We start from the raw sequence: 21335 nt of genomic DNA, 5'->3' as shown, positions 1-21335 counted from the left end.
GAAGAGGATGGCGGTGGGCGTTCTTTGTCCCTTGGCGGGCGAGGGGCTCTCGGCGTATCCAACGCCAATGTCTGCCGAAGCTCCATCCACCGACCGCCTGGAAGCGGCCTATGCCCATTGCGCCGATCTCGTGCGCGCGCAGGATCGCGACCGCTTCCTTGCGGCACTGTTCGCGCCAGAGCCGGTGCGCCGCCACCTCCTGGCGCTCTACGCCTTCAACCTGGACGTGGCCCGGGTGCGCGAGCTGGTGCGGGAGGCGCTGCCGGGGGAGGTGCGCCTCGCGTGGTGGCGTGAGGTGATCGAGGGAGAGGGGCGCGGGGCGGTGGAGGGCCATCCCATCGCATTCGCCCTGCTCGACACGGTCGAGCGCTTCGGCCTGCCCAGGGCGTCCCTGATCAACCTCATCGATGCGCGCATCTTTGATCTTTACGATGATGCCATGCCGAGCCTTGCGGACCTTGAGGGGTACGCAGGGGAGACGGCGGGTGCTTTGCTGCAGCTGTCCGCTTTGATTCTGGCCCGCGACGCGGCGGCGGGCGCTGCAGAAGCGTCGGGCCATGGCGGGGTAGCCATCGCGCTCACGGGCCTGATGCGCGCGTTCCCCATCCATGCCAGCCGCGGGCAGTGCTTCCTGCCCCTGGACATGCTTGCGGCACATGGGCTCGACCGCGAGGCGGCGGTGGGTGGGAAAGATACTCCAGAGCTGCGTGCGGTGTTCGCAGATCTGCGCGCCGAGGCGCGCCATCATCTGAAGCAGGCGGGGAAGGCCTTGTCCGCGCTGCATCCCGCGACACGCAAGGCACTGGCGGCACCCTACCTTACGCTGGCACTGGTGCCGGGCGACCTGAAGGCCCTTGCGCAGGTGCGCCATCCCTTCAGCGAGGTGCCGGGGCTGGCGCCGGTGTGGCGCACCTTTGCCCTTTGGCGGGCGGCGCGGAAGGCGGCCGCCGGCAAGGTGTGGGTGAAGGTGGACTAGGACAGGGCCGGAGTCTCCGCGCACCTGGCAGCGCCTATGCCGCGCCGCGACGCTGTTCCGCTGTGGCCGCCATGGTCTCCGCTCCCGGTTGCAGGGGTGCAGCTTTGAGAAGGCGGAGATGGAGGGAGTTGATGAGGGAGGCCACGGCAACGCTCAAGGCGGCCCAAGCCAGTCGGCCCTGAATGCCGAGTTCTGCTACAAAAAGGTGGTCTTGGCCTGCGCCCTGGCGTTGCCCGGAGAGGCGGGAGCGCGAACGGGTCTCGTGTCTGCGGGCATTTCTCGAAGGTCGAGCGATCCTAAGGCCGAGCGAGTCCAAGCCTAGGCATCGCCTTGCAGCTGCAGGGCCCAGTTGATCACGTGGATCCTCGCCGGTGGCATCCTGGGCACTTTGGCCCCGGCGGCCACGATCAGGCGGCGGGGCGGGTGATGCGGTCGGTGAGGTTGAGGCGCGAGCGCGCGATCTCCGCCACCTGGTCGCGCTGCGCGGCGGAACTGGCCAGCGCATCGAGCATCTCGATCTGATTGCGTGCGATCAACAGCAGCAGGTCGTCCCGCACACTCCCATCCTCGGCGCGCGGCAGAGCCGGGACAATCTGGAGATGGTCGAGATGGGGGCGGTCCGGCAGCTCGCGGGTGAGGTGCGCGCGCAGGTCCTCCACAGTCACCGGGGTGCGCGGCTCAACAAAGGCGTAGAGGCCGACCTTTCCACCGAGGGTCTGGAAATCAGACATGTGGGCATCGGCCACGGCGGGATGAGTCTTCAGCGCGGCGCTAATGCGCGGCCCGACCTGGGTCACGCGTGGGCCACGGCCTTCGGTATCCGAATAAGACAGCAGCCGCCGCGTCACGAAGCGGTAGACCTTTTTGCCGGTGGCCATCCATACGCGGGTGAGCACGCTCTTCTTGGCGAGCATGGCCTTTTCGCGGGGCGTGAGCTCGTCCGGGCAGTAGGTGCGCTTGTGCTTCAGCAGGTGCCGCAGGTCCTCGTAAGCGAGCACCCGGCCGATCTTCCAGCGACGGCTGATGGGCAGGGCCAGCTGAAAATCCATGAGCCAGGCTTCGCCATCGGCTCCGCGCAGCCAGTTCTGCTGCTTGGCAAGGTCGTTGTGCACATAGCCCGCGGAGTGGAGAATGTGCAGCGCCTTGCGGGCGGAGTGGAAGAAGTGGCTGTCGCCCGTGGGGCGTGCGATCTGCAGGGGCACGCCCTCCACCCAGCCACGCACCAGGAAGCGGTGGCCCACCGCCAGGAGCGGAGTGGTCACACCGGTGCGCGTCACTTTCTCCAGGGCCTTCACCTCATGGGTCGCGAGCTGGCGGGCCAGCAGCGCGAGCCAGGGTGAAACCTCGTTCCAGCGCCGGCGCACGGCGGGCCAAGCCTGGCCCGAGGCATCGGTCCAGGTGCCGCGCTCCACGGTGGAGAACACGTCGCGCTTCAGCACCGTGTCCACGGCGAAGCGGGACGGGTCGGCGTCATATTCGACGGGAGGAACGGGACGAGAGGTGCGCGCCATGTCCGCCTCTTAAGCCGCCGAGGCCGTGGTGTCGAGCCACACGGCCAGATCGGCCAGGGCACGGGCGGCCAGGGCCTTCTTCTTAGCAAGGGTCTTTTCCGCGCCCCGCAGGCGCTTGCCCCCCTCGCCCTTCGGCGCCTCCGTGAGCGGCGGGAACAGGCCGAAATTGACATTCATGGGCTGGAACGAGCGCGGACCCTCGCCTTCCGCTTCCAGATGGCCGCCGGTGATGTGGCCGAGCAGCGCTCCCAGGGCCGTGGTGGGGGGCGGCGGCACCAGGGTTTCGCCGTGTCGCTCGGCGGCGGCGAACCGGCCGGCGATGAGGCCGACGGCGGCGCTTTCCACATAGCCCTCGCAGCCGGTGATCTGCCCGGCGAAGCGCAGGCGAGGCTCCGCCTTCAGGCACAGGGTCTTATCCAGCAGGCGGGGGGAATTGAGATAGGTGTTGCGATGCAGCCCGCCCAGCCGGGCGAACTCGGCGCCCTCCAGCCCCGGAATGGTGCGGAAGATGCGCACCTGCTCGCCATGCTTTAGCTTCGTCTGGAAGCCCACCATATTATAAAGCGTGCCGAGCTTGTTATCCTGGCGCAGCTGCACCACCGCATAGGGCTTCACCCCTGGCGTGTGGGGGTTCGTCAGGCCCACGGGCTTCATGGGGCCGAAGCGCAGGGTCTCCCGGCCGCGCTCCGCCATCACCTCGATGGGCAGGCAGCCGTCGAAATAGGGGGTCTTCAGCTCGAAATCCCGCAGCGGCGCCTTTTCGCCGGCCAGCAGCGCATCGATGAAGGCGTTGTACTGCTCCTCGCTGAGGGGGCAGTTGATGTAGTCGGCGCCGGTGCCGCCTGGGCCCTCCTTGTCGTAGCGCGACTGGAACCAGGCTTTGTCCATGTCGATGCTGTCGAAATGGATAATGGGGGCGATGGCATCGAAGAAGGCGAGGGCATTCTCGCCGGTCTTCTCCAGCACCGCTGCCGCGAGATCCGCGGAGGTCAGGGGGCCGGTGGCGATGATGACCTTGTCCCACTCCGCCGGCGGCAGGGTGGCGATCTCTTCCCGCCGAATCTTGATGAGCGGGTGCTCGGCGAGTGCGCGGGTGACGGCCTGGGAGAAGCCGTCGCGGTCCACCGCCAGCGCGCCGCCGGCCGGCACCTGGTGGGCGTCCGCCGCCGAAAGAATGAGTGAGCCGGCGCGCCGCATTTCCGCATGGAGAACGCCCACGGCGTTGCCCTGCGCGTCATCGGAACGGAAGGAGTTGGAGCAGACCAGCTCGGCGCACCCATCGGTCTGGTGTGCCTCGGTGGAGCGCACGGGGCGCATTTCGTGCACCACCACGGGAACGCCCCGCTGGGCCAGCTGCCAGGCGGCTTCGGACCCGGCGAGCCCGGCGCCGATCACGTGAACGGCTTCCATGCGCGTCTTCTCCTTCTGCGTGGCTGGACGGGAGCGCATGCCATTCCGTTGCGGAATAACCGTCGTGGCGGAGGCGCGCAGACCGGCGTGTGTGCCACAGGCATCAACGAGCGTTCAAGCCCGATGGTGGCGCACGGGGCCGCTTTACCCCGTGTTCGTTCCGCGCACGGCAGGTCGCCGGAAACGAAAATGGCCCCGGAGGGGGCCATTTTGGACAGTTCGCGAAGACGTTGCGCCGGATCAGGCCGCGCGCAGGGCCGCTTCGCGAGCAAGCGAGCGAATTTCGCTGCGCGACACATTGATGTCCGCCAAGCTGCGATCATCGAGCTCGGACAGCTCGCTCACGGTGCGGTTATACACCTGCCAACGGCGGATCTGGCGCGCGAGAAGGCCCCAGAGAAACATGATTCAACTCCTTGACGCTTTTGAAGGGGGCGCTGCGGAGCGCGCCCGTTGTTGACGCCAAGATAGGTGGAGCCGCCGCCGGATAAAATGGGGGTATGTGCATTGCAGCAATGCGTAACTCACATGCAGTCTCCGCCCATTCTCGCAGAGGATGAGCCTCGTTTTTTCAATGAGTTGCAGATACATGCGGCTGAAAAATGTGCGTAGTGCCTGTCGTATAGGCAGTGTGCGGGTGGCTGCTATGGCCGCCTCCGCCGTGACCGGCGCATGACGCCCGGCATGGGGCGCCGCGGCGATGGTGTGTTGCGCTCAGGGCTTCTGCTGGTTGCGGGCGCGGGGTCAGGGAGGCGCTATTGCGGGTGCGACGGGGGCTCCGACGGGGCGCAAGGGCGGGCGGCGGCCGCCGCCTCGGGGAGCGCATTCGAATCCGGATGGCCAGCGGCAGGCGGGGCACTGTCGTGGTCATCATCTCCTGAGATGGCTGAGCGCTGACACTGTCTGCCAGTGGGGCGAATAGCTGCCCCGGTACAGTGGCAACGGATCTGCGACGGCCCTGAAATCGCCCCGGCTGTCCGGAGGCGCGCAGGGCGGCCGTTGTGCTGAGCAGCACCTTCGATGAACCCGCGGTTTGCGGCCAGATTGACTGACATCGGCTGGGGCGCCGGTCAGAAGGTCACTCAGGCGGATGCCTCAGGAGTAACGTCGAGGAGCCCAATCCCGACGTCCACCCTCTGAAGACTCAAGCACTGGCGCGCGGGCCAAGAGGCGACAGTCTCCGAAATCGTTAGTCGAAGCCTTTGCCCTGCTGGCCGCCCGCCGTGCCTTTGGGCAAACCCGATCCTCCCTCCGGTTCGGGCTGCCCATCGGATCGGCCGCGCCCGCGAGCGAACTGGCATAGCGCTCGCGCGAGGCAATTCCGCCAGATCAAGTGTCCCGGGGCTGCTGATTCCGTGGGCCGGAAAATGCTCCAGCTGCCCGCTGTACTTTTGCCTCCGGCCGCTCACATTGCTGGGCGGTCTGCTCTTTCTGTGCCCGGGTGACGCGCATCACCCCTGGGCCAGATTGGCGCGCTGCGCGTAATCCCGATCAACGCCCATCATGCCGTCGAGGATGAACATCTCTCGCCGCAGGGCCCACCTCAAGGCGTACGACGCACGCGCCGCCGAGGTCCGCGCGCCTTGGGCGGGCTGGCCTCCACGTCTTCGAGGGGCGCCGGCGCGGCCTCCTCGATGGCCTCATCCGCTCTTGGAGCTGTGCCCTTTTCCTTTAAGGCCTTATCACCCTTGGCCTTTCCGGTCGCCTTTGCGGTATCCGGATTGGGGCGGCGGGCCAGCACTTCAGCCAGGAAATGCCCGGTATGGGAGCGCGGGTTGGCGGCCACCGCTTCGGGCGTGCCCGCCGCCACGATCTCCCCGCCGCCATCGCCACCCTCGGGCCCCAGATCGATGACCCAGTCGGCGGTCTTGATGACTTCGAGGTTGTGCTCGATCACCACTACGGTGTTGCCCTGCTCGACCAGCTCGTGCAGCACCTCCAGCAGCTTCTTCACATCGTGAAAATGCAGGCCGGTGGTGGGCTCGTCCAGAATATAGAGCGTGCGCCCCGTCGCCCGGCGCGACAGCTCCTTGGAGAGCTTCACCCGCTGCGCCTCGCCACCGGAAAGGGTGGTCGCCTGCTGGCCAACCTTGACATAATCAAGCCCGACGCGTTCCAGCGTCTCCAGTTTTTCGCGGACCGACGGTACTGCCTTGAAAAACTGCGCCCCCTCTTCCACCGTCATATCGAGAACATCGGCGATGGACTTGTTCTTGAATGTCACCTCAAGCGTCTCGCGATTGTAGCGTTTGCCCTTGCAAACATCGCAGGTGACATAAACATCCGGCAGGAAGTGCATCTCGATCTTGATGACACCGTCGCCCTGGCAGGCCTCGCAGCGGCCCCCCTTCACGTTGAACGAGAAGCGCCCCGCGCCATAGCCTCGTGCCTTGGCCTCCGGCAGGCCGGCGAACCACTCGCGGATGGGTGTGAAGGCACCGGTATAGGTCGCCGGGTTCGAGCGCGGCGTCCGCCCGATGGGCGACTGATCAATGTCGATGACCTTATCGAGGTGCTCCAGCCCTTCCAGTCGGTCGAATGGGGCTGGCGCCTCGCTGGCGCCGTTGAGCCGGCGGGCCACGGCCTTGTAGAGCGTCTCCAGCAGCAAAGTGGACTTACCGCCACCCGATACCCCGGTGATGGCCGTGAACAGGCCCAGCGGAATTTCCGCCGTGACATTCTTCAGGTTGTTGCCCCGCGCGCCCACCAGGCGCAGCATGCGCTTAGGATTGGGTGCGCGCCGCGCGGGCACCCCCACGCTCAGCGCGCCGGAGAGATAGCGCCCCGTGAGCGAAGCCGGATCGGCAAGGATTTCCGCGGGCGTTCCCTGCGCCACGATCCGCCCGCCATGAATGCCTGCTCCGGGGCCGACATCGACCACATAATCGGCTGCAAGAATTGCATCCTCGTCATGCTCCACCACGATCACCGTGTTGCCGAGATCGCGCAGGTGCTTCAGCGTGTCGAGCAGGCGCGCATTGTCGCGCTGGTGCAGGCCGATGGAGGGTTCGTCGAGCACGTAGAGCACGCCCGTGAGGCCGGATCCGATCTGCGAGGCGAGGCGGATGCGCTGGCTTTCTCCGCCCGACAGGGTCCCCGATGAGCGCGCAAGCGTGAGGTATTCCAGTCCGACATCCAGAAGAAAGCTGAGCCGCTCGCGGATCTCCTTCAAAATGCGTCCGGCAATCTCGTTCTGCTTGTGCGTGAGTTGTGCCGGCAGTGCCTCGAACCACCGGGCCGCAGCCTTCACGGAGAGCTCGCCCACCTCGCCGATATGCTTGCCGGCAACCTTCACCGCGAGCGCCTCGGGTTTCAGCCGGTAACCGCCACAGGCCGAGCAGGGAACCGTAGAGAAATATTTGGAAATTTCCTCTCGGGCCCAGTCGCTGTCCGTCTCCTTCCAGCGCCGCTCCAGGTTGCGCACCACGCCTTCGAAGGCCTTTTCGGTGTCGTAGGCCCGCATTCCGTCATTATAGGAAAAGACGATCTTCTCTCCGTCCGAGCCGTAGAGCAGGACGTCACGCGCTTTCTCGGGGAGATCGCACCACGGAACCGAAAGATTGAAATGGTAATGCTTGGCGAGGGCGTCCAGCGTCTGCCCGTAATAGGGGGACGTCGACTTCGCCCACGGCGCGATAGCTCCCTGTTTCAGAGAGCGCATCCTGTCCGGCACCACGAGATCGGCGTCGATGGTCTGCTCAACGCCCAGCCCATCGCAGGCCGGGCATGCGCCGAACGGATTGTTGAAGGAGAAAAGCCGAGGCTCGATTTCCGGAATGGTGAAGCCGGAGACGGGGCAGGCGAATTTCTCCGAGAACAGAATGCGCCGCGGCGCACCCGCCTCATCCTTTTCATCCGCGAATTCCGCCACTGCGATTCCATCGGCCAGCCCGAGAGCGGTCTCGAAACTGTCTGCAAGCCGCTGTGCGAGATCCGGGCGGACGACGATCCGATCGACCACGACGTCGATGTCGTGCTTGAACTTCTTGTCTAGCGCGGGCGCGTCTGCGATTTCATGGAAGGTGCCGTCGATCTTGACGCGCTGGAAGCCCTTTTTCATCCAATCGGCAAGTTCTTTGCGGTACTCGCCCTTGCGTCCGCGGACGACCGGCGCGAGCAGGAACAGTCGTGCGCCCTCGGGCAAGGCGAGCACGCGGTCCACCATCTGCGAAACCGTCTGACTCTCAATGGGCAGTCCGGTCGCCGGCGAGTAGGGCACGCCCGTGCGCGCCCACAGCAAACGCATGTAATCGTAGATTTCAGTCACCGTACCCACAGTGGAGCGCGGATTCTTGGAGGTGGTCTTCTGCTCGATGGAGATCGCCGGCGACAGGCCATCAATCTGGTCCACGTCCGGCTTCTGCATCATCTCCAGAAACTGGCGCGCATAAGCGGAGAGGCTCTCCACATACCGCCGCTGCCCTTCCGCATAGATGGTATCAAAGGCGAGAGAGCTCTTGCCGGAACCGGACAGGCCGGTGAAAACCACCAGCGCATCGCGTGGAACTTCCAAGTCCACGTTTTTCAGATTGTGCTCGCGCGCACCCCGGACGGACAAGGTGCGGGCGTCGCGCCGCTGGGCCGGCTGCCCACTGGTTTTCGAAGCAGGCGTGGCAAGCGGGGCGGAGCCCCTGGGGGGAAAGGCGCGATCCGACATGAAATCCAACCCGCGCGGCTCTGACGCCGGCGCGACACATTTGGGGTAGGGAGGCTGCCGCCTCTTGCAGCAGGGAGGTGCAAGCGCGGGAAGGCGGCATGATGGCGAAAGATGCCCATGCTTTCCAGTCCCCGCCATGCATAGCGCTTAGGATGCGCCAAGGCCGCACTTGGAGGCATCCGGCTTCGTTGCATCTAAGTCCGGAGTAGGGTCCCGTCGCTTCCGCGTCATCGTCGCGCGCCCTAAATCCCGAATATCACCATGACTAGAACATACCGAGAACCTTGCTGCGGCGCGAGTCAAAATCCGGGAGGCTTTCGAAAAAAAAACGCCTTGCTCCTGCGCATGGCTGAGGCTAGAACATAAGCGGAACACCTGGACCGCTGGGTGTGCGGTCTCGCCGTCCCTGGCGGACTTTGCGGTGGACAACGCCGCGAGGGGTTCGCATGTGTCCGCGCTGCGGATAGGGTGCGCGACATTGAACGCCCCAAGGGGCGGTGCGCGAAATGGGGAGGCGGGTGATGGCCGGCAGCGTCAATAAGGTGATCCTGATCGGCAATCTGGGCCGCGATCCCGAGATTCGCTCATTCCAGAGCGGCGGGCGTGTCTGCAATCTGCGCATTGCGACGTCGGAGAGCTGGCGCGACAAGGCAAGCGGCGAACGGCGGGACCGTACGGAATGGCACACGGTCGCCATTTACAACGAAAACCTTATCAACGTCGCCGAGCGCTTTTTGAAGAAGGGCTCGAAGGTCTATCTCGAAGGGCAGCTCGAGACCCGGAAGTATGAGAAGGACGGGCGCGAAGTCTATGTGACTGAGGTCACCTTGCGTCCGTTCCGCGGAGAGCTGACTTTGCTCGATGGTCGGTCTGGCGGGGAGGCAAGCGAGGATTTCGGCGGCGGCTCCGATTTCGGATCGCAGAGCCCGATGGGCGGCGGCTATAGCGGCGGCGGCTATAGCGGCGGTGGCTATGGTGGCGGTTCCAGTGGTGGCCGTAGGTCGGGTGGCTCCGCGGGCGGGGCGAGTGGCGGTGGGCGTCCGTCCAACGACTTGGATGATGAGATTCCCTTCTGAGGATCGATGCGGAGGCGCGAGGCCGTGCGGCTGGGGAGGCGGGTGCGCCTTGGACTTCGCGTTGCGGCGGAAGCATTGGCGGGACGTGGCGTCGGAACGGGTCGGTGCTTGTCGCTTGCGCCATGAGGATGGATGTCGCCGGAGGGGGCGATCCGGACTCTGTGTCCACGGCGTCAGGCCGGTTTCGACGCAAAACCGCCGGAATGTTTGGTCGTGGCGCGGCACTTCGCATCTAAGGCATTGATTTTCAATATATAAAAATCATTGTCTCAGGGGGGTTTTGCTGGCGTTGGGGCGATGAATCGGCTAAAAGTCGATCGTTCCAATCACGATGAGAGTGTCGACTTTTGGCCGATCCCGAGACGCCGAAGCCCGGCAGCGAGCCGCCTTCGGATATCACGCCGGTTTCCATTACCGAGGAACTCTCGCGCTCCTATCTCGATTACGCGATGAGCGTGATCGTTGCCCGTGCTTTGCCCGACGTGCGCGATGGTCTGAAGCCGGTGCATCGCCGCATCCTGTTCTCGATGCACGAGAATGGCTACGAGTGGAACAAGCAATACCGTAAGTCTGCCCGCGTGGTGGGTGATGTGATCGGTAAGTATCACCCGCACGGTGATCAGTCGGTCTATGATGCGTTGGTGCGCATGGCTCAGGATTTCGCCATGCGGGTGCCGCTGGTGGATGGTCAGGGCAATTTCGGCTCGGTCGATGGCGATGCGCCGGCGGCGATGCGCTATACCGAGGTGCGGCTCGAGAAGATTACGAACACTCTGCTGGACGATCTCGACAAGGACACCGTCGATTTCCAGGGGAACTACGACAATACCGAGCACGAGCCGAGTGTTCTTCCTGCCAAGTTCCCGAACCTTCTGGTGAACGGCGCCGGCGGCATCGCGGTGGGCATGGCCACCAATATCCCGCCTCACAATCTCGGCGAAGTCATCGACGCGACGGTTGCGCTTATCGATGATCCGTCCCTGGAGCCCGAGGCGCTGCTGGAGCTGCTGCCGGGGCCGGACTTCCCCACGGGCGGACTTATCCTGGGCCGTACGGGTATTCGCCAAGCCTATCTCACCGGCCGCGGCTCGATCCTGATGCGGGCGAAGGTGGCGATTGAGAGCCTGCGCAAGGATCGCGAGGCGTTGATCGTCACTGAGATTCCGTACCAGGTGAATAAGGCGACGATGATCGAGAAGATCGCGGAGCTGGTGCGGGACAAGCGGGTGGAGGGCATCTCCGAGATCCGCGACGAGAGCGACCGCGACGGCCTGCGTGTGGTCATCGAGATCAAGCGCGACGCCCAGGCGGACGTGGTGCTCAACAACCTGTACCGTCAGACCCTGCTGCAAACGTCGTTTGGCGTGAACATGGTTGCGCTTTCCGGTGGCAAGCCGGGGGTGCTGACACTCCATGACACGCTGACCGCCTTTGTCGCCTTCCGCGAGGAGGTGGTGCGGCGGCGGACCAAGTTCCTGCTGCGCAAGGCGCGTGATCGCGCCCATGTGCTCGTGGGACTGGCGATCGCCGTTGCGAACATCGACGAGGTCATCCGCCTCATCCGTACGGCGCCCGACCCGGCGAGTGCGCGCGAAGCCCTGATGGTGCGCAACTGGCCCGCCAAGGACATGGCGCCGCTGATCGCGCTGATCGCCGATCCGCGCCACAAGCTGAATGAGGATGGGACGTACCGGCTCTCTTTGGAGCAGGCACGGGCTATCCTGGATCTGCGCCTGCAGCGGCTCACCGCGCTGGGGCGGGATGAGATCGCGGAGGAGCTGGACAAGCTGGCGGCGGAGATCGCCGATTATCTCGACATTCTGGCGAGCCGTTCGCGCATGCGCGGCATCATTCGTGACGAGCTGCTGGCCATCAAGGCTGAGTTTGGGACGCCCCGGCGCACCGAGATCGTGGAAGGCTTCGGCGATCTTGATGATGAAGACCTGATTCAGCGCGAGGAGATGGTGGTCACCGTTTCCCACGCCGGCTACATCAAGCGGGTGCCGCTCAGCACCTACCGGGCGCAGCGGCGTGGCGGCAAGGGCCGTTCGGCCATGCAGACGCGGGACGAGGATTTCGTTACCCGCCTGTTCGTCGCATCCACCCATGCGCCGGTTCTGTTCTTCTCGTCCAAGGGGCAGGTGTACAAGCTGAAGGTGTGGCGCCTGCCGGCGGCGGCGCCGCAGGGGCGTGGCAAGGCACTGGTCAACATCCTGCCGCTCGAATCCGATGAGCGGATCACCTCGGTGGTGCTGCTGCCTGAGGACGAGGCGGAGAATGCGCGCCTGCAGATCATGTTCGCCACCACCTCCGGGACGGTGCGCCGGAACGCGCTTTCGGATTTCGCGCAGGTCAACCGCAACGGCAAGATCGCCATGAAGCTGGGCGAGGGCGAGGCCATTGCCGATGTGGGGCTGTGCACGGAAGACGATGACGTGCTGCTGACCACGGCGGGCGGAGCCTGCATTCGCTTCCCTGTGACGGACGTGCGCGTGTTCAAGGGGCGCGACAGCGTCGGCGTGCGCGGCATTCGCCTGGAGGATGACGACAGCATCATTTCCATGGCCATCATCCGCCATGTGGAGGCGAGTGCCGAGGAGCGCTTGGCCTATATCAAGATGCGCCGGGCTCTGCGCGGCGAGGCCGGCGATGCGGCCGAGACTGACATGGACGAGGACGGAAGCAGCGTCGGGCAGCTGGGCCAGGACCGGTATGTGGAGATGAGCGAGGCGGAGCAGTTCATCCTGACGGTGTCGGAGAACGGCTACGGCAAGCGCACGTCTTCCTTCGAGTATCGGGTGACCGGCCGCGGTGGCAAGGGCATCGTCGCCATGGCGGTGAACGAGCGCAACGGCCGGCTGGTGGCATCCTTCCCGGTGGAGGATCCGGACCAGATCATGCTGGTCACCGATGGCGGCCAGTTGATCCGGTGCCCGGTGGATGGCATCCGCATCGTTGGGCGCGCCAGCCAGGGCGTCATCGTCTTCAACACGGCGGATGGCGAGCGCGTGGTTTCGGTGGAGCACATCAGCGAGGATACCGCCGGCGACGATGTCGCGGACGATGCTGGTGACGACGAGAGCGGGGCGCAGGAGGAATGATTCCGCTGGAGAGCTTGGCCTTGTTCGTGCTCGCGTGCGTTGCCCTTGCGGCGACGCCCGGGCCGAATGTGGCTCTCATCGTCGGAACCAGCCTGAGATACGGCAGTCGGGCGGGCATCCTGACCGCCGCTGGAGTCAATGTCGGGCTGGTGGCCCAACTGGCGGTGGTGGCGGCGGGGCTCGCGTATCTGGTTGAAGCCTTCTCCCATCATTTCGACTTGGTTCGCTATGTGGGGGCGGGTTATCTGGTGTGGCTGGCCATCCGTCAGTGGCGCGGCGCGGGGGGCGGGCCTGCGACGTCCGCCCCATCCGCCCATGCCGCGTTCGGGCGTGGACTGGCGGTGGCGTTTGCCAATCCCAAGACGCTTTTGTTCCATGCGGCGTTCCTGCCGCAGTTTGTGACGGATACAGAGCAGCCGCTGGCGCAGATCGCGGTGCTGGCTTTCGTTTTTGCCGCGGTGGCCTTGGTCGGCGACGTGCTGTGGGCGCTGGCTGCGGATCGCGCTCGTGCTGCCCTTTCTGGCCGCTTCGCGCAGATCGCGGATCGGGTGTCGGCCGGCATTCTGGTGGGCGGCGCTGCTGTGCTGCTGGCGGCCGGGCGCCGTTAGAGCTCTTCGAGCGAAGTGGACACGGCTTCGCGCGAGGAAGGTGCGTTAATCGATAAAATGAAGGATTTTCCCGTTCGCGGATGAGGGGGGAATGATCCGGATTGCCGACGCCTGCACACGCTGCATGCCGGTCGAAGTCGCGCGTGATGGGCCTGAGAACATCGTGCGGCTCCAGGTTAGCGGGGCGTGTTCCTGGCCAACGATTGGCCGAGTCCTCTCCGCGATCTAGCTTTGCGTTGCTTTGAAGCACCGTCGTTTTCAGCGCGCAGGGCGTTGCCGCAGCGCGGCGCGTGATGAGGCGGGGTGGCCGCTTTGGTTTAGGCCCGATCGACATTCAGCGCGTGTGGCGCAGCCGATATGCCACCACCGCCGTATTCCTCATGGAGCGGCGTCCTCTCCCGTTTGCTGGGGAGAGGTCGAGGGCAAAACGTTGGGAAGGTGGCCCCGTCGGCGAGGCGAAGGGCAACGCTCCGAACATCTCAAAAGTCTTGACGCTCCTGTCGCTGCACACTGCGGCGGTTCCGGCCCAGGCCGTTCCGGCACAGGCGGTCCTGCCCCCTCTTTCACTCTCCCCTGCGGGCCGGAGAGGGAACGAGCCCTCGCAAACCGTGCGTCTCAAATGTCGATCGGACATAGAGCGGCCAGGATGGGCAACGTCAGAGGGCGAGACCGGGGGGAGAACGGTTGCTACCCCAGTTGTCTCCGGAGAGTCTTCCGCCTGTGTTGATCAGAACGAGACCTCATCGCGCCCCCAATACAGCCGGTGAGGCGTGTCGCGCGCCCTCCGCATGATCGGGCGACTGCCGGTCGCGAGGAGCATTGCGCGGCTCGATCCGCGGTGAGCTTTTGCGGGATGAGGGGGCCGTGTGGTCGAGAGGGGTACAACCCGTTGCATGCGGCCGATGTGCGGCCGAGGTCCCTTGCACGGGATGGGTCATGATCGGGCTCAACAATGAGCGGCTGGTGGGGTTTGACCGTCCGTGACAATCCAGGCCGTTGCGTGGCGGCTGTTCGGCTGATGAAACGCTGCTGGGCGGCGCAGGCGGCGGAGGCAGGTCTGCTCCGGGATGGGTCTTGAAAAGGGCGTGCGAGCGCGGCGCGGCCAACGGCCCCGGTTGCGCTGGCCGGCGGGGGCGGCTAACCCTTCCGCAGCGAAGGTCACGCGCATTCGACGCAGATCGTGGCCGAACCGCAGGGCAGGAACAGGGGAGGGCGCATGAAGCCCCGTACGGCCATTTATGGCGGCTCGTTCGATCCGCTCACCAACGGCCATCTGGACGTGGTGCGCGCGGCGTGCCGCCTGTCCGATCGGCTGGTGCTCGCCGTTGGCGTGCATCCCGGCAAGGCACCTCTTTTTTCGGCGGAAGAGCGCCTGGCCATGCTCACCGAGGTGTGCGCGCCGGTGGCGGCCGAGGAGAATGCCGCCATCGAGGCGATCACCTTCGACGGGCTCATCGTCAATACCGCGCGGGATGTGGGGGCGAGCTTGCTTATCCGCGGGCTGCGTGATGGCACGGATCTCGACTATGAGATGCAGATGGCCGGCATGAATGCCGCCATGGCGCCGGCCATCCAAACCGTTTTCCTGCCGGCCTCCCCCTCGGTCCGCCCCATCACCGCCACGCTCGTGCGGCAAATCGCGGCCATGGGCGGGGATGTCTCCGCTTTCGTTCCGGCGCCGGTGCTGGAGCGCCTGAAGACGCGCTTCCGGCGCTGAGCTGCCATCGCGGATCCCGCTTTCGTTTCGCCCCCCGTGGGGGGCATTTCCGAGGAGAACCTCATGCTGCGAGCAATCGGCCGTGTCTGCGCCGGACTTCTCATCGCGCTCGCCTTCGCCCTGCCGGCGGCGGCCCAGCCGAAGAGCGACCCGCAGAACACGCTTTATCTCGACACCCCCTACGGCCGGGTGGTGATCGCGCTGCGGCCCGATCTCGCCCCCAAGCATGTGGAGCGCCTGAAGCAGCTCAGCCGCGAGGGCTTCTACAACAACGTTCCGTTCCACCGCGTCATTGACGGCTTCATGGCCCAGACCGGCGACGGCCAGTATGGCAACGGCACCGGCGGTTCCAAATATCCGAACCTTCCGGCGGAGTTTTCCAACGTGCCGTTCAAGCGCGGCGTTGTGGGCATGGCGCGCGCCTCCAGCCCCAACAGCGCGAACTCGCAGTTCTTCATCATGCTGGACGAAACCCCGAGCCTGAACGGCCAGTACACGGTCGTCGGCGAGGTGGTGTCGGGCATGCAGTATATCGACAAGATCAAGAAGGGCTCCGCCGCCGCGAATGGCACGGTGACCAATCCCGATCGCATCGTGAAGATGCAGGTGGCCTCCGACGTCAAGGACGCCAAGTGAGAGCATGAGCGCCTGTTCTCCGCCACGGCCCGCTTGGGCACGGGTGGCGGAGAATCGCTCGCGGCGCGCCATTTCGTCCTCTGAAAACGCGCCCACCTGTAGTGAAATCCCCGCGCGGCGGCCTCGCGCCCCCGCCACGCTCCGAAAGGACAATCCCATGAGTGAAGAGATCCTGGTCCTCGAGACCACCCAGGGGCCTGTGACCATTGCCTTCCGTCCCGATGCCGCCCCCGGCCACGTGGCCCGCATCAAGGAGCTGGTGTCCGAGGGCTTCTACAATGGCGTGCCGTTCCATCGCGTCATCGAGGGCTTCATGGCCCAGACCGGCGATCCCACCGGCACCGGCATGGGCGGCTCGGGCAAGAAGCTGAAGGCTGAGTTCAATGCCCTGCCGCACAAGCGCGGCACCGTTTCCATGGCCCGCGCCCAGAACCCCGATTCCGGCGACAGCCAGTTCTTCATCTGCTTCGCCGACGCCCGCTTCCTGGACGGCCAGTACACCGTGTGGGGCGAGGTGATCTCGGGCATGGAGAATGTGGATAAGATCAAGCGCGGCGAGCCGGTGAAGGATCCCGACAAGATCGTTTCCGCCAAGCTCGAGGCCAAGGCCTGATCGGCTTTCGCGGCTGAAACGAAAAGGGCGCCCGCAGGGGCGCCCTTTTTTGTTGGTCGCTCAGGCCTCGTCGTCGGGCTTGGGCGGCACGTAGGTCTGCACCGCCTTCAGGTAGGGCGGGCGCGGAATGGAGCTGTGGGCGGCGCGCAGGGCGGCCGACCAGCGTTCGCGCAGATCATGGAAGTAGGGCTCGCCGGGCTCGATGCGATATTTCAGCTCGGCCTGGAGCTTGTCGGGGCACACCACCAGAACGTCGATGGGCAGCCCCACGCCGAGATTCGAGCGCATGGTCGAATCCATGGAAATGAGGCTGGTCTTGAGCGCGTCCGCAATCTCCATCTCGTAGGTCACGGCGCGATCGAGCACGGGCTTGCCGTACTTATGCTCGCCGATCTGGAGGAAGGGCGTGTCCTGCGTGCACTCGATGAAGTTGCCGGCGGAATAGATCATATAGAGGCGCATGGGCCCGCCGGCGATCTGGCCGCCCAGCAGGAACGACACCTCGAAATTGATGGTGCTCGACTGCTCCATCACGAGGCCGTTCATGTGATGCACCTGGCGGATGGCGCGGCCCACGAGCTGCGCCGCCTGGAACATGGTGCGCGCCTCGCGCAGCTGGTGGCGCTCGCCGGTTTCCGCGTCCTCCACACCCTCGTTCAGCAGGCTGATGACCGACTGGGTGACCGAGAGGTTGCCGGCGGAGGCGATGCCGATGACGTGGCGTCCCGGCTCCTCGAAGATCTGGAGCTTGCGGAAGGTGGAGATGTTGTCGAGTCCCGCATTGGTCCGGGTGTCGGCGATCAGCACCAGACCGTCGCGCACGAGAACTCCACAACAATACGTCATTTGCACCCCCTCATTGCGGGAGCGGCGACTATAGCGACGGCGCCTCCCGTCCCGCAACGTGGGGCAGAGGGAGAAATGGCATTCGGTTCAGGGGTGTGGCGTTCCTGCCAACGGTACCTTCGATCCGGGCGGAATCCGGGCCCGGGTCAGTCCTGTTCCGGCTCGCCGCCGCGGCGGAAGGGGCCAAGATCGGTCAGCACGGCCGCGTCCTCGGCCACATAGGTGCGCTCGTGCTCCAGATATTGCTCCACCGCGGCCCGCAGCCCTGGATGGGCGATGTAGTGGGCCGAATAGGTGGTGGTCGGCAGGTAGCCGCGGGCAAGCTTGTGCTCGCCCTGGGCCCCGGCTTCCACCACCTTGAGTCCGCGCGCGATGGCGAAGTCGATGGCCTGATGGTAGCAGACCTCGAAATGCAGGTAGGGGTGCTCCTCGATGGCGCCCCAATAGCGCCCATACAGGGCCTCCGCCCCGATAAAGTTGAGCGCGCCGGCTATGTAGCGGCCCTGGCGCCTGGCCATCACCAACAGGATCTGATCGCCCAGCCGCTCGCCCGCCAGGGAGAAGAAGGCGCGGTTGAGATAGGGCGAGCCCCATTTGCGCGCGCCGGTATCCGTATAGAAGGCGAAGAAGGCATCCCAGGCGGCTTCGGTGATCTGCGCGCCCGTGAGCCATTCGATGGTGATGTTATCCGCCAGCGCCTCGCGCCGCTCCTTTTTCAGCGCCTTGCGCTTGCGGGAGGCGAGGGCGCCCAGGAAGTCATCATAGCTGCCATAGCCGGCATTGGTCCAGTGGAACTGCCGGTCCGTGCGCTGCAGAAAGCCTTGCGCGGCAAGGCTTTGCCATTCCTCTTCCGTGGCGAAGGTAACATGGGCGGACGAGGCCTCGCGCAGCTGAACCAGCTGCTTCAGCCCGGCGGCCAGCGCCGGGCGGGCGGCGGGGTCGGCCGGATCGCGCAGCAGCAGGCGCCGGCCGGTGACCGGGGTGAAGGGCACAGCCACCTGGATCTTGGGATAATAGCTGCCCCCGGCGCGATGGTAGGCATCCGCCCAGCCCTGGTCGAAGACATATTCGCCGCGCGAATGGCCCTTCAGATAGGCCGGCGCCACGGCCGTCACTGTTCCATCGGCCCCCTCAAGCACCAGGTGCTGGGGCAGCCAGCCGGTCTTGGCGCTGACGCAGCCGGTCTCCTCCAAAGCGGAGAGAAAGGCGTGGCTGACGAAAGGCTCGGGCCGCGCCGCGCCGCCCGCGGCGCAGGCATCCCACTGGGCCGCCGGGATTTCGGACAGGGACGGGAGAATGCGAATGCGGGCGTCGGGCATAAGGATACAGTGTGCACCGCAGCGCCGCCCTGAAAGCGCGACGGACGGTCGCAGGGCCGCCCCTCAGGGCAGGAAGCCCTCGAAGATCATCTGGTCGGCATAGCGCGCGGCGCGGGCGCGATCCTCTGGGGTGCGGACGGTCCAGGTGAGCAGCGGCAGTCCGAACTGGCGGGCCATCTGCGGCGCCAGCGAATCGAGATCGGCCACGCGGTAGGCGACGAACTGGAAATGCGAGGCCGGCCAGTGCAGCAGATGGCCGAGCAGCATCCGTTGAAACACATTGAGGCCCGGCCAGTCGGGCCCGCTGAAGTCGAATTCGGCGACGATGCCTCGCGCGACGGCCGGCGCGTGTGTGCGCACAGTGGGCAGCAGGCGTGGATCAAACGACATGAGCGCGGCTGGGCCGTCATAGGCGGCGATGCGGCGGCTGGCGCGAACCGCAAGGTCGGTATTGGCGTGGCGCTCGCTCTTCAGCTCGATCACCAGGGGCACGCGGCCGTTCACGCGTTCCAGCAGATCGTCCAGGCGCATCATGTGGTCGGTGGAGCCCTTGAAGGGCAGGGCCTGGAGTTCGCGCGCGGTGAGGGCGACCAAAGGCCCCTGGCCGGCGGTGAGGCGCTCCAGGGTGGCATCATGGAACACCATGGGCACACCATCGGCGGAGAGCTGAAGGTCCACCTCGATGGAAAAACCGCCCGCAATGGCCGCATCCACCGCCGAAGGCGTGTTCTCCACGATGCCCTTTGCGGCATCGTGGAGCCCGCGATGGGCGATGGGCCGCGCCGTGAGCCAAGAAAAATCGCCCACCAGAGCTCACCCATCCTTGAGCGTTCTCGCGCGAACGGACCTTCGCTTCACCTGGAGAACGCGTGAACTCAAAACCCCGAAGTCGTTCCGCATCCCGTGGAGCGGGGAAGACTTCGGGGCGCTCCTGTTTAAAGACGTGTCAGGTTCAGGCCACTTCGATGACGGCTTCGACTTCCACCGCCGCGTCGAAGGGCAGGGCGGCGATGCCGACCGCGGAGCGGGCATGGCGGCCCTTGTCTCCGAGCACTTCCACCAGCAGGTCGGAGCAGCCGTTCACAACCTTGGGCTGGTCCACGAAGTCCGGGGTGGAGTTCACGAACGCCACCACCTTCACCACGCGCACCAGCTTGTCGAGATCGCCGATGGTGGCCTTGGTATGGGCCAGCAGGTTGATGGCGCACAGCTTGGCCGCAGCCGCGCCGGTGGCAATGTCCACGCCGCCGCCGAGCTTGCCGGTGATGATCTTGCCCGCCGCGTCGATGGAAACCTGGCCGGAGATGAACAGCAGATTGCCCGTGCGCACCACCGGAACATAATTGGCCAGCGGCGGATTGGGCGTGGGCAGGGTGATTCCGAGTGCGGCGAGCTTCTGTTCAATGGACGAGGTCATGAGGACTCCTTGCGGGTTCCTGCCACACGGTGTGCGCAATTGGGCCCTCCTCTTCGCTGAAGGCGGGGTGGGACGCAAGCGCATCCCTTTGGGAATGCCGGCCGGGAAATGTGGAGGAGAGGCGCGGATGAGGCTTCGATCGGGCGCGTTGGCGCTCCTGTGCATGGGCGGACAACTCGCCTTCTCCCTCGTCCTGTGCGGGCCGGCGGCGGCCATGGCGCTGCTGCCCCACCGGGCCACCTATGCGCTCACCCTGGACGGCTCGCGGCCCACGGGCCAGCTCGAGGACATGAGCGGGAGCATCAATTACCAGCTCACCGGCGACGCCTGCGCGGGCTACGACACCCTGACCCGACAGACCAGCGAGAGCCGGGGCGGGGAAAAGGGCGGCGCGCGGCAGACCGTCACCTCCAAGTCGTGGGAGGCGGGGGACGGCGCGGCCTATCGCTTCGAAAGCAAGACCGACAGCGATGACGAGGTCGAGGAGGTCGCCGCCAGCGTGACGCGCGAGGGGGCGGATACGCTGAAGGTGGTGGTGACCAGGCCCGATGACGCGGTCAAGGTCCTTCACGGCGCCATCCTGATGCCGACGCAGCACGTGCTGAAAGTTCTGGCGGCCGCTGCGGCCGGGGAGGGCACGCTTTCGGCCAAGGTCTATGACGGCGCCAGCGACCCCGCCAAGGTCTATGACACGCTGGCCGTGATCGGGCGGGCCGGCAGCGGCGGGGGGCGCCTGGCGCCCGCGGCCCGCGAAGCCCTGGCCGGGCATCTCTCCTATCCGGTGGCGGTCAGCTATTTCGAGCCCGGTGCCATCGACGAGGGGCCCGCTTATGTGATGAGCTTCACCCTCTATGACAATGGCGTGGTGGGCGACCTGAAGATCGATTACGGCCGGTTCGCGCTCATCGGCAGCATGACCTCCTTCGAGGCGCTGCCGGCGGGCGGCAACTGCCAGCCGTGACGCTCCGCGACAGGGGAGGTGCGCATGCGCGTGGTGCATATAACGTTGCGTGGCCGGGTGCAGGGCGTGGGCTACCGGGCCTGGTGCGCGTATGAGGCGCAGGTGCGCGGGCTGAAGGGCTGGGTGCGCAACCGCTCCAACGGAGCGGTTGAGGCGGTGGTTGCCGGCGACGAGGCGCTGGTGGCAGCCATGGTGGATGCCTGCCGCGCCGGCCCGCCCGGCGCACGGGTGGATGACCTGCTGCTCCACGATGCCGCCGACAGCGCCCTTGCTGCGGGGGGCGAGGAGGTGTTCGTCATCCTGGAGACCCTGTGACCCGTTTGCACCACCTCGGCCGCCTTGCGTTCCCCGGTGCCTTCGCCGTGTGGCGCCGGCGGCCCGATGCTGGTTATAGAAACGGGGTCGCAGGCCGTTGGAGTGCGTCAGTCCCGTGATCGAAATTCAAGCGCGCGCCCCGCACCCGGGTTCACCGAAGGAGAGCCCGGCG

At 65.8% G+C, this 21335-nt stretch carries 17 protein-coding genes; 9 read left to right on the top strand and 8 right to left on the bottom strand.

Annotation, left to right across the window (positions count from 1 at the left end):
• Nucleotides 1–67: 67 nt before the first annotated feature.
• Nucleotides 68–976 (top strand): phytoene/squalene synthase family protein, encoded by a 909-nt coding sequence (locus tag L0966_RS05310; RefSeq protein WP_234050766.1) that lies wholly within the window; start codon nucleotides 68–70, stop codon nucleotides 974–976.
• Nucleotides 977–1383: 407 nt separating this feature from the next.
• Here the strand turns inward: L0966_RS05310 and L0966_RS05305 are convergent, their stop codons facing one another.
• The 4 genes from L0966_RS05305 to uvrA all read right to left on the bottom strand — a co-directional run bounded on the left by L0966_RS05305 (nucleotide 1384) and on the right by uvrA (nucleotide 8554).
• Nucleotides 1384–2487: a serine/threonine protein kinase gene (locus L0966_RS05305; protein WP_234050765.1), complete on the bottom strand. Its 1104-nt coding sequence runs from the start codon at nucleotides 2485–2487 to the stop codon at nucleotides 1384–1386.
• A gap of 9 nt (nucleotides 2488–2496) precedes the next feature.
• Nucleotides 2497–3897 (bottom strand): methylenetetrahydrofolate--tRNA-(uracil(54)-C(5))-methyltransferase (FADH(2)-oxidizing) TrmFO, encoded by a 1401-nt coding sequence (gene trmFO, locus L0966_RS05300; RefSeq protein WP_234050764.1) that lies wholly within the window; start codon nucleotides 3895–3897, stop codon nucleotides 2497–2499.
• Between the two features lie 240 nt (nucleotides 3898–4137).
• Nucleotides 4138–4302 (bottom strand): DUF1127 domain-containing protein, encoded by a 165-nt coding sequence (locus L0966_RS05295; protein ID WP_234050763.1) that lies wholly within the window; start codon nucleotides 4300–4302, stop codon nucleotides 4138–4140.
• A gap of 1138 nt (nucleotides 4303–5440) precedes the next feature.
• Complete coding sequence (gene uvrA, locus L0966_RS05290; RefSeq protein ID WP_234050762.1) at nucleotides 5441–8554, bottom strand: excinuclease ABC subunit UvrA; 3114 nt, start codon at nucleotides 8552–8554, stop codon at nucleotides 5441–5443.
• 521 nt (nucleotides 8555–9075) lie between these two features.
• Here uvrA and ssb point away from each other — a divergent pair.
• The 6 genes from ssb to L0966_RS05260 all read left to right on the top strand — a co-directional run bounded on the left by ssb (nucleotide 9076) and on the right by L0966_RS05260 (nucleotide 16305).
• On the top strand, nucleotides 9076–9630 hold the full coding sequence (gene ssb, locus L0966_RS05285; protein ID WP_234050761.1) for a single-stranded DNA-binding protein: 555 nt from the start codon (nucleotides 9076–9078) through the stop codon (nucleotides 9628–9630).
• A gap of 347 nt (nucleotides 9631–9977) precedes the next feature.
• The gene (gene gyrA, locus L0966_RS05280; protein ID WP_234050760.1) at nucleotides 9978–12731 is read left to right on the top strand and encodes a DNA gyrase subunit A; all 2754 of its coding nucleotides are present in this window, start codon (nucleotides 9978–9980) and stop codon (nucleotides 12729–12731) included.
• On the top strand, nucleotides 12728–13339 hold the full coding sequence (locus L0966_RS05275; RefSeq protein WP_234050759.1) for a LysE family translocator: 612 nt from the start codon (nucleotides 12728–12730) through the stop codon (nucleotides 13337–13339). The genes gyrA and L0966_RS05275 overlap by 4 nt, the downstream gene beginning before the upstream one ends.
• A gap of 1216 nt (nucleotides 13340–14555) precedes the next feature.
• Complete coding sequence (coaD, locus tag L0966_RS05270) at nucleotides 14556–15056, top strand: pantetheine-phosphate adenylyltransferase (RefSeq protein WP_234050758.1); 501 nt, start codon at nucleotides 14556–14558, stop codon at nucleotides 15054–15056.
• Between the two features lie 63 nt (nucleotides 15057–15119).
• Nucleotides 15120–15692, top strand: a complete 573-nt coding sequence (locus tag L0966_RS05265; protein ID WP_234050757.1) for a peptidylprolyl isomerase — start codon at nucleotides 15120–15122, stop codon at nucleotides 15690–15692.
• A gap of 157 nt (nucleotides 15693–15849) precedes the next feature.
• The gene (locus tag L0966_RS05260) at nucleotides 15850–16305 is read left to right on the top strand and encodes a peptidylprolyl isomerase (RefSeq protein ID WP_234050756.1); all 456 of its coding nucleotides are present in this window, start codon (nucleotides 15850–15852) and stop codon (nucleotides 16303–16305) included.
• A gap of 60 nt (nucleotides 16306–16365) precedes the next feature.
• Here the strand turns inward: L0966_RS05260 and L0966_RS05255 are convergent, their stop codons facing one another.
• The 4 genes from L0966_RS05255 to L0966_RS05240 form a co-directional block, all read right to left on the bottom strand.
• Entirely contained in the window at nucleotides 16366–17151 is a 786-nt protein-coding gene (locus L0966_RS05255; protein WP_234050755.1) for a proteasome-type protease, read from the bottom strand.
• 146 nt (nucleotides 17152–17297) lie between these two features.
• Complete coding sequence (locus L0966_RS05250) at nucleotides 17298–18470, bottom strand: GNAT family N-acetyltransferase (RefSeq protein ID WP_234050754.1); 1173 nt, start codon at nucleotides 18468–18470, stop codon at nucleotides 17298–17300.
• A 63-nt stretch (nucleotides 18471–18533) separates the two neighbouring features.
• Nucleotides 18534–19277 (bottom strand): glycerophosphodiester phosphodiesterase family protein, encoded by a 744-nt coding sequence (locus tag L0966_RS05245; protein WP_234050753.1) that lies wholly within the window; start codon nucleotides 19275–19277, stop codon nucleotides 18534–18536.
• Between the two features lie 145 nt (nucleotides 19278–19422).
• On the bottom strand, nucleotides 19423–19887 hold the full coding sequence (locus L0966_RS05240) for a RidA family protein (RefSeq protein WP_234050752.1): 465 nt from the start codon (nucleotides 19885–19887) through the stop codon (nucleotides 19423–19425).
• Between the two features lie 127 nt (nucleotides 19888–20014).
• Between L0966_RS05240 and L0966_RS05235 the strand changes: the two genes are divergently transcribed.
• Both L0966_RS05235 and L0966_RS05230 read left to right on the top strand, forming a co-directional pair.
• Nucleotides 20015–20848 carry a cell envelope integrity EipB family protein gene (locus L0966_RS05235; protein ID WP_234050751.1) on the top strand — a complete coding sequence of 278 codons (834 nt, stop codon included), beginning with the start codon at nucleotides 20015–20017 and terminating at the stop codon, nucleotides 20846–20848.
• Nucleotides 20849–20872: 24 nt separating this feature from the next.
• Nucleotides 20873–21163 carry an acylphosphatase gene (locus L0966_RS05230; protein ID WP_234050750.1) on the top strand — a complete coding sequence of 97 codons (291 nt, stop codon included), beginning with the start codon at nucleotides 20873–20875 and terminating at the stop codon, nucleotides 21161–21163.
• The last annotated feature ends 172 nt before the right edge of the window (nucleotides 21164–21335 follow it).

The organism is Xanthobacter sp. NM-59 (genome assembly GCF_021401125.1).
Taxonomy (GTDB): domain Bacteria; phylum Pseudomonadota; class Alphaproteobacteria; order Rhizobiales; family Xanthobacteraceae; genus Xanthobacter.
The sequence above is the reverse complement of the archived record's forward strand: the minus strand, read 5'-3'. Positions and strand labels throughout refer to the sequence as shown.

Excerpts from the sequence above, each read along its gene's own strand:
- L0966_RS05310 (WP_234050766.1), top strand. The coding sequence starts at position 68 with ATGTCTGCCGAAGCTCCATCCACCGACCGCCTGGAAGCGGCCTATGCC.
- L0966_RS05305 (WP_234050765.1), bottom strand. The coding sequence starts at position 2,487 with ATGGCGCGCACCTCTCGTCCCGTTCCTCCCGTCGAATATGACGCCGAC.
- trmFO (WP_234050764.1), bottom strand. The coding sequence starts at position 3,897 with ATGGAAGCCGTTCACGTGATCGGCGCCGGGCTCGCCGGGTCCGAAGCC.
- L0966_RS05295 (WP_234050763.1), bottom strand. The coding sequence starts at position 4,302 with ATGTTTCTCTGGGGCCTTCTCGCGCGCCAGATCCGCCGTTGGCAGGTG.
- uvrA (WP_234050762.1), bottom strand. The coding sequence starts at position 8,554 with ATGTCGGATCGCGCCTTTCCCCCCAGGGGCTCCGCCCCGCTTGCCACG.
- ssb (WP_234050761.1), top strand. The coding sequence starts at position 9,076 with ATGGCCGGCAGCGTCAATAAGGTGATCCTGATCGGCAATCTGGGCCGC.
- L0966_RS05275 (WP_234050759.1), top strand. The coding sequence starts at position 12,728 with ATGATTCCGCTGGAGAGCTTGGCCTTGTTCGTGCTCGCGTGCGTTGCC.
- coaD (WP_234050758.1), top strand. The coding sequence starts at position 14,556 with ATGAAGCCCCGTACGGCCATTTATGGCGGCTCGTTCGATCCGCTCACC.
- L0966_RS05265 (WP_234050757.1), top strand. The coding sequence starts at position 15,120 with ATGCTGCGAGCAATCGGCCGTGTCTGCGCCGGACTTCTCATCGCGCTC.
- L0966_RS05260 (WP_234050756.1), top strand. The coding sequence starts at position 15,850 with ATGAGTGAAGAGATCCTGGTCCTCGAGACCACCCAGGGGCCTGTGACC.
- L0966_RS05255 (WP_234050755.1), bottom strand. The coding sequence starts at position 17,151 with ATGACGTATTGTTGTGGAGTTCTCGTGCGCGACGGTCTGGTGCTGATC.
- L0966_RS05250 (WP_234050754.1), bottom strand. The coding sequence starts at position 18,470 with ATGCCCGACGCCCGCATTCGCATTCTCCCGTCCCTGTCCGAAATCCCG.
- L0966_RS05240 (WP_234050752.1), bottom strand. The coding sequence starts at position 19,887 with ATGACCTCGTCCATTGAACAGAAGCTCGCCGCACTCGGAATCACCCTG.
- L0966_RS05235 (WP_234050751.1), top strand. The coding sequence starts at position 20,015 with ATGAGGCTTCGATCGGGCGCGTTGGCGCTCCTGTGCATGGGCGGACAA.
- L0966_RS05230 (WP_234050750.1), top strand. The coding sequence starts at position 20,873 with ATGCGCGTGGTGCATATAACGTTGCGTGGCCGGGTGCAGGGCGTGGGC.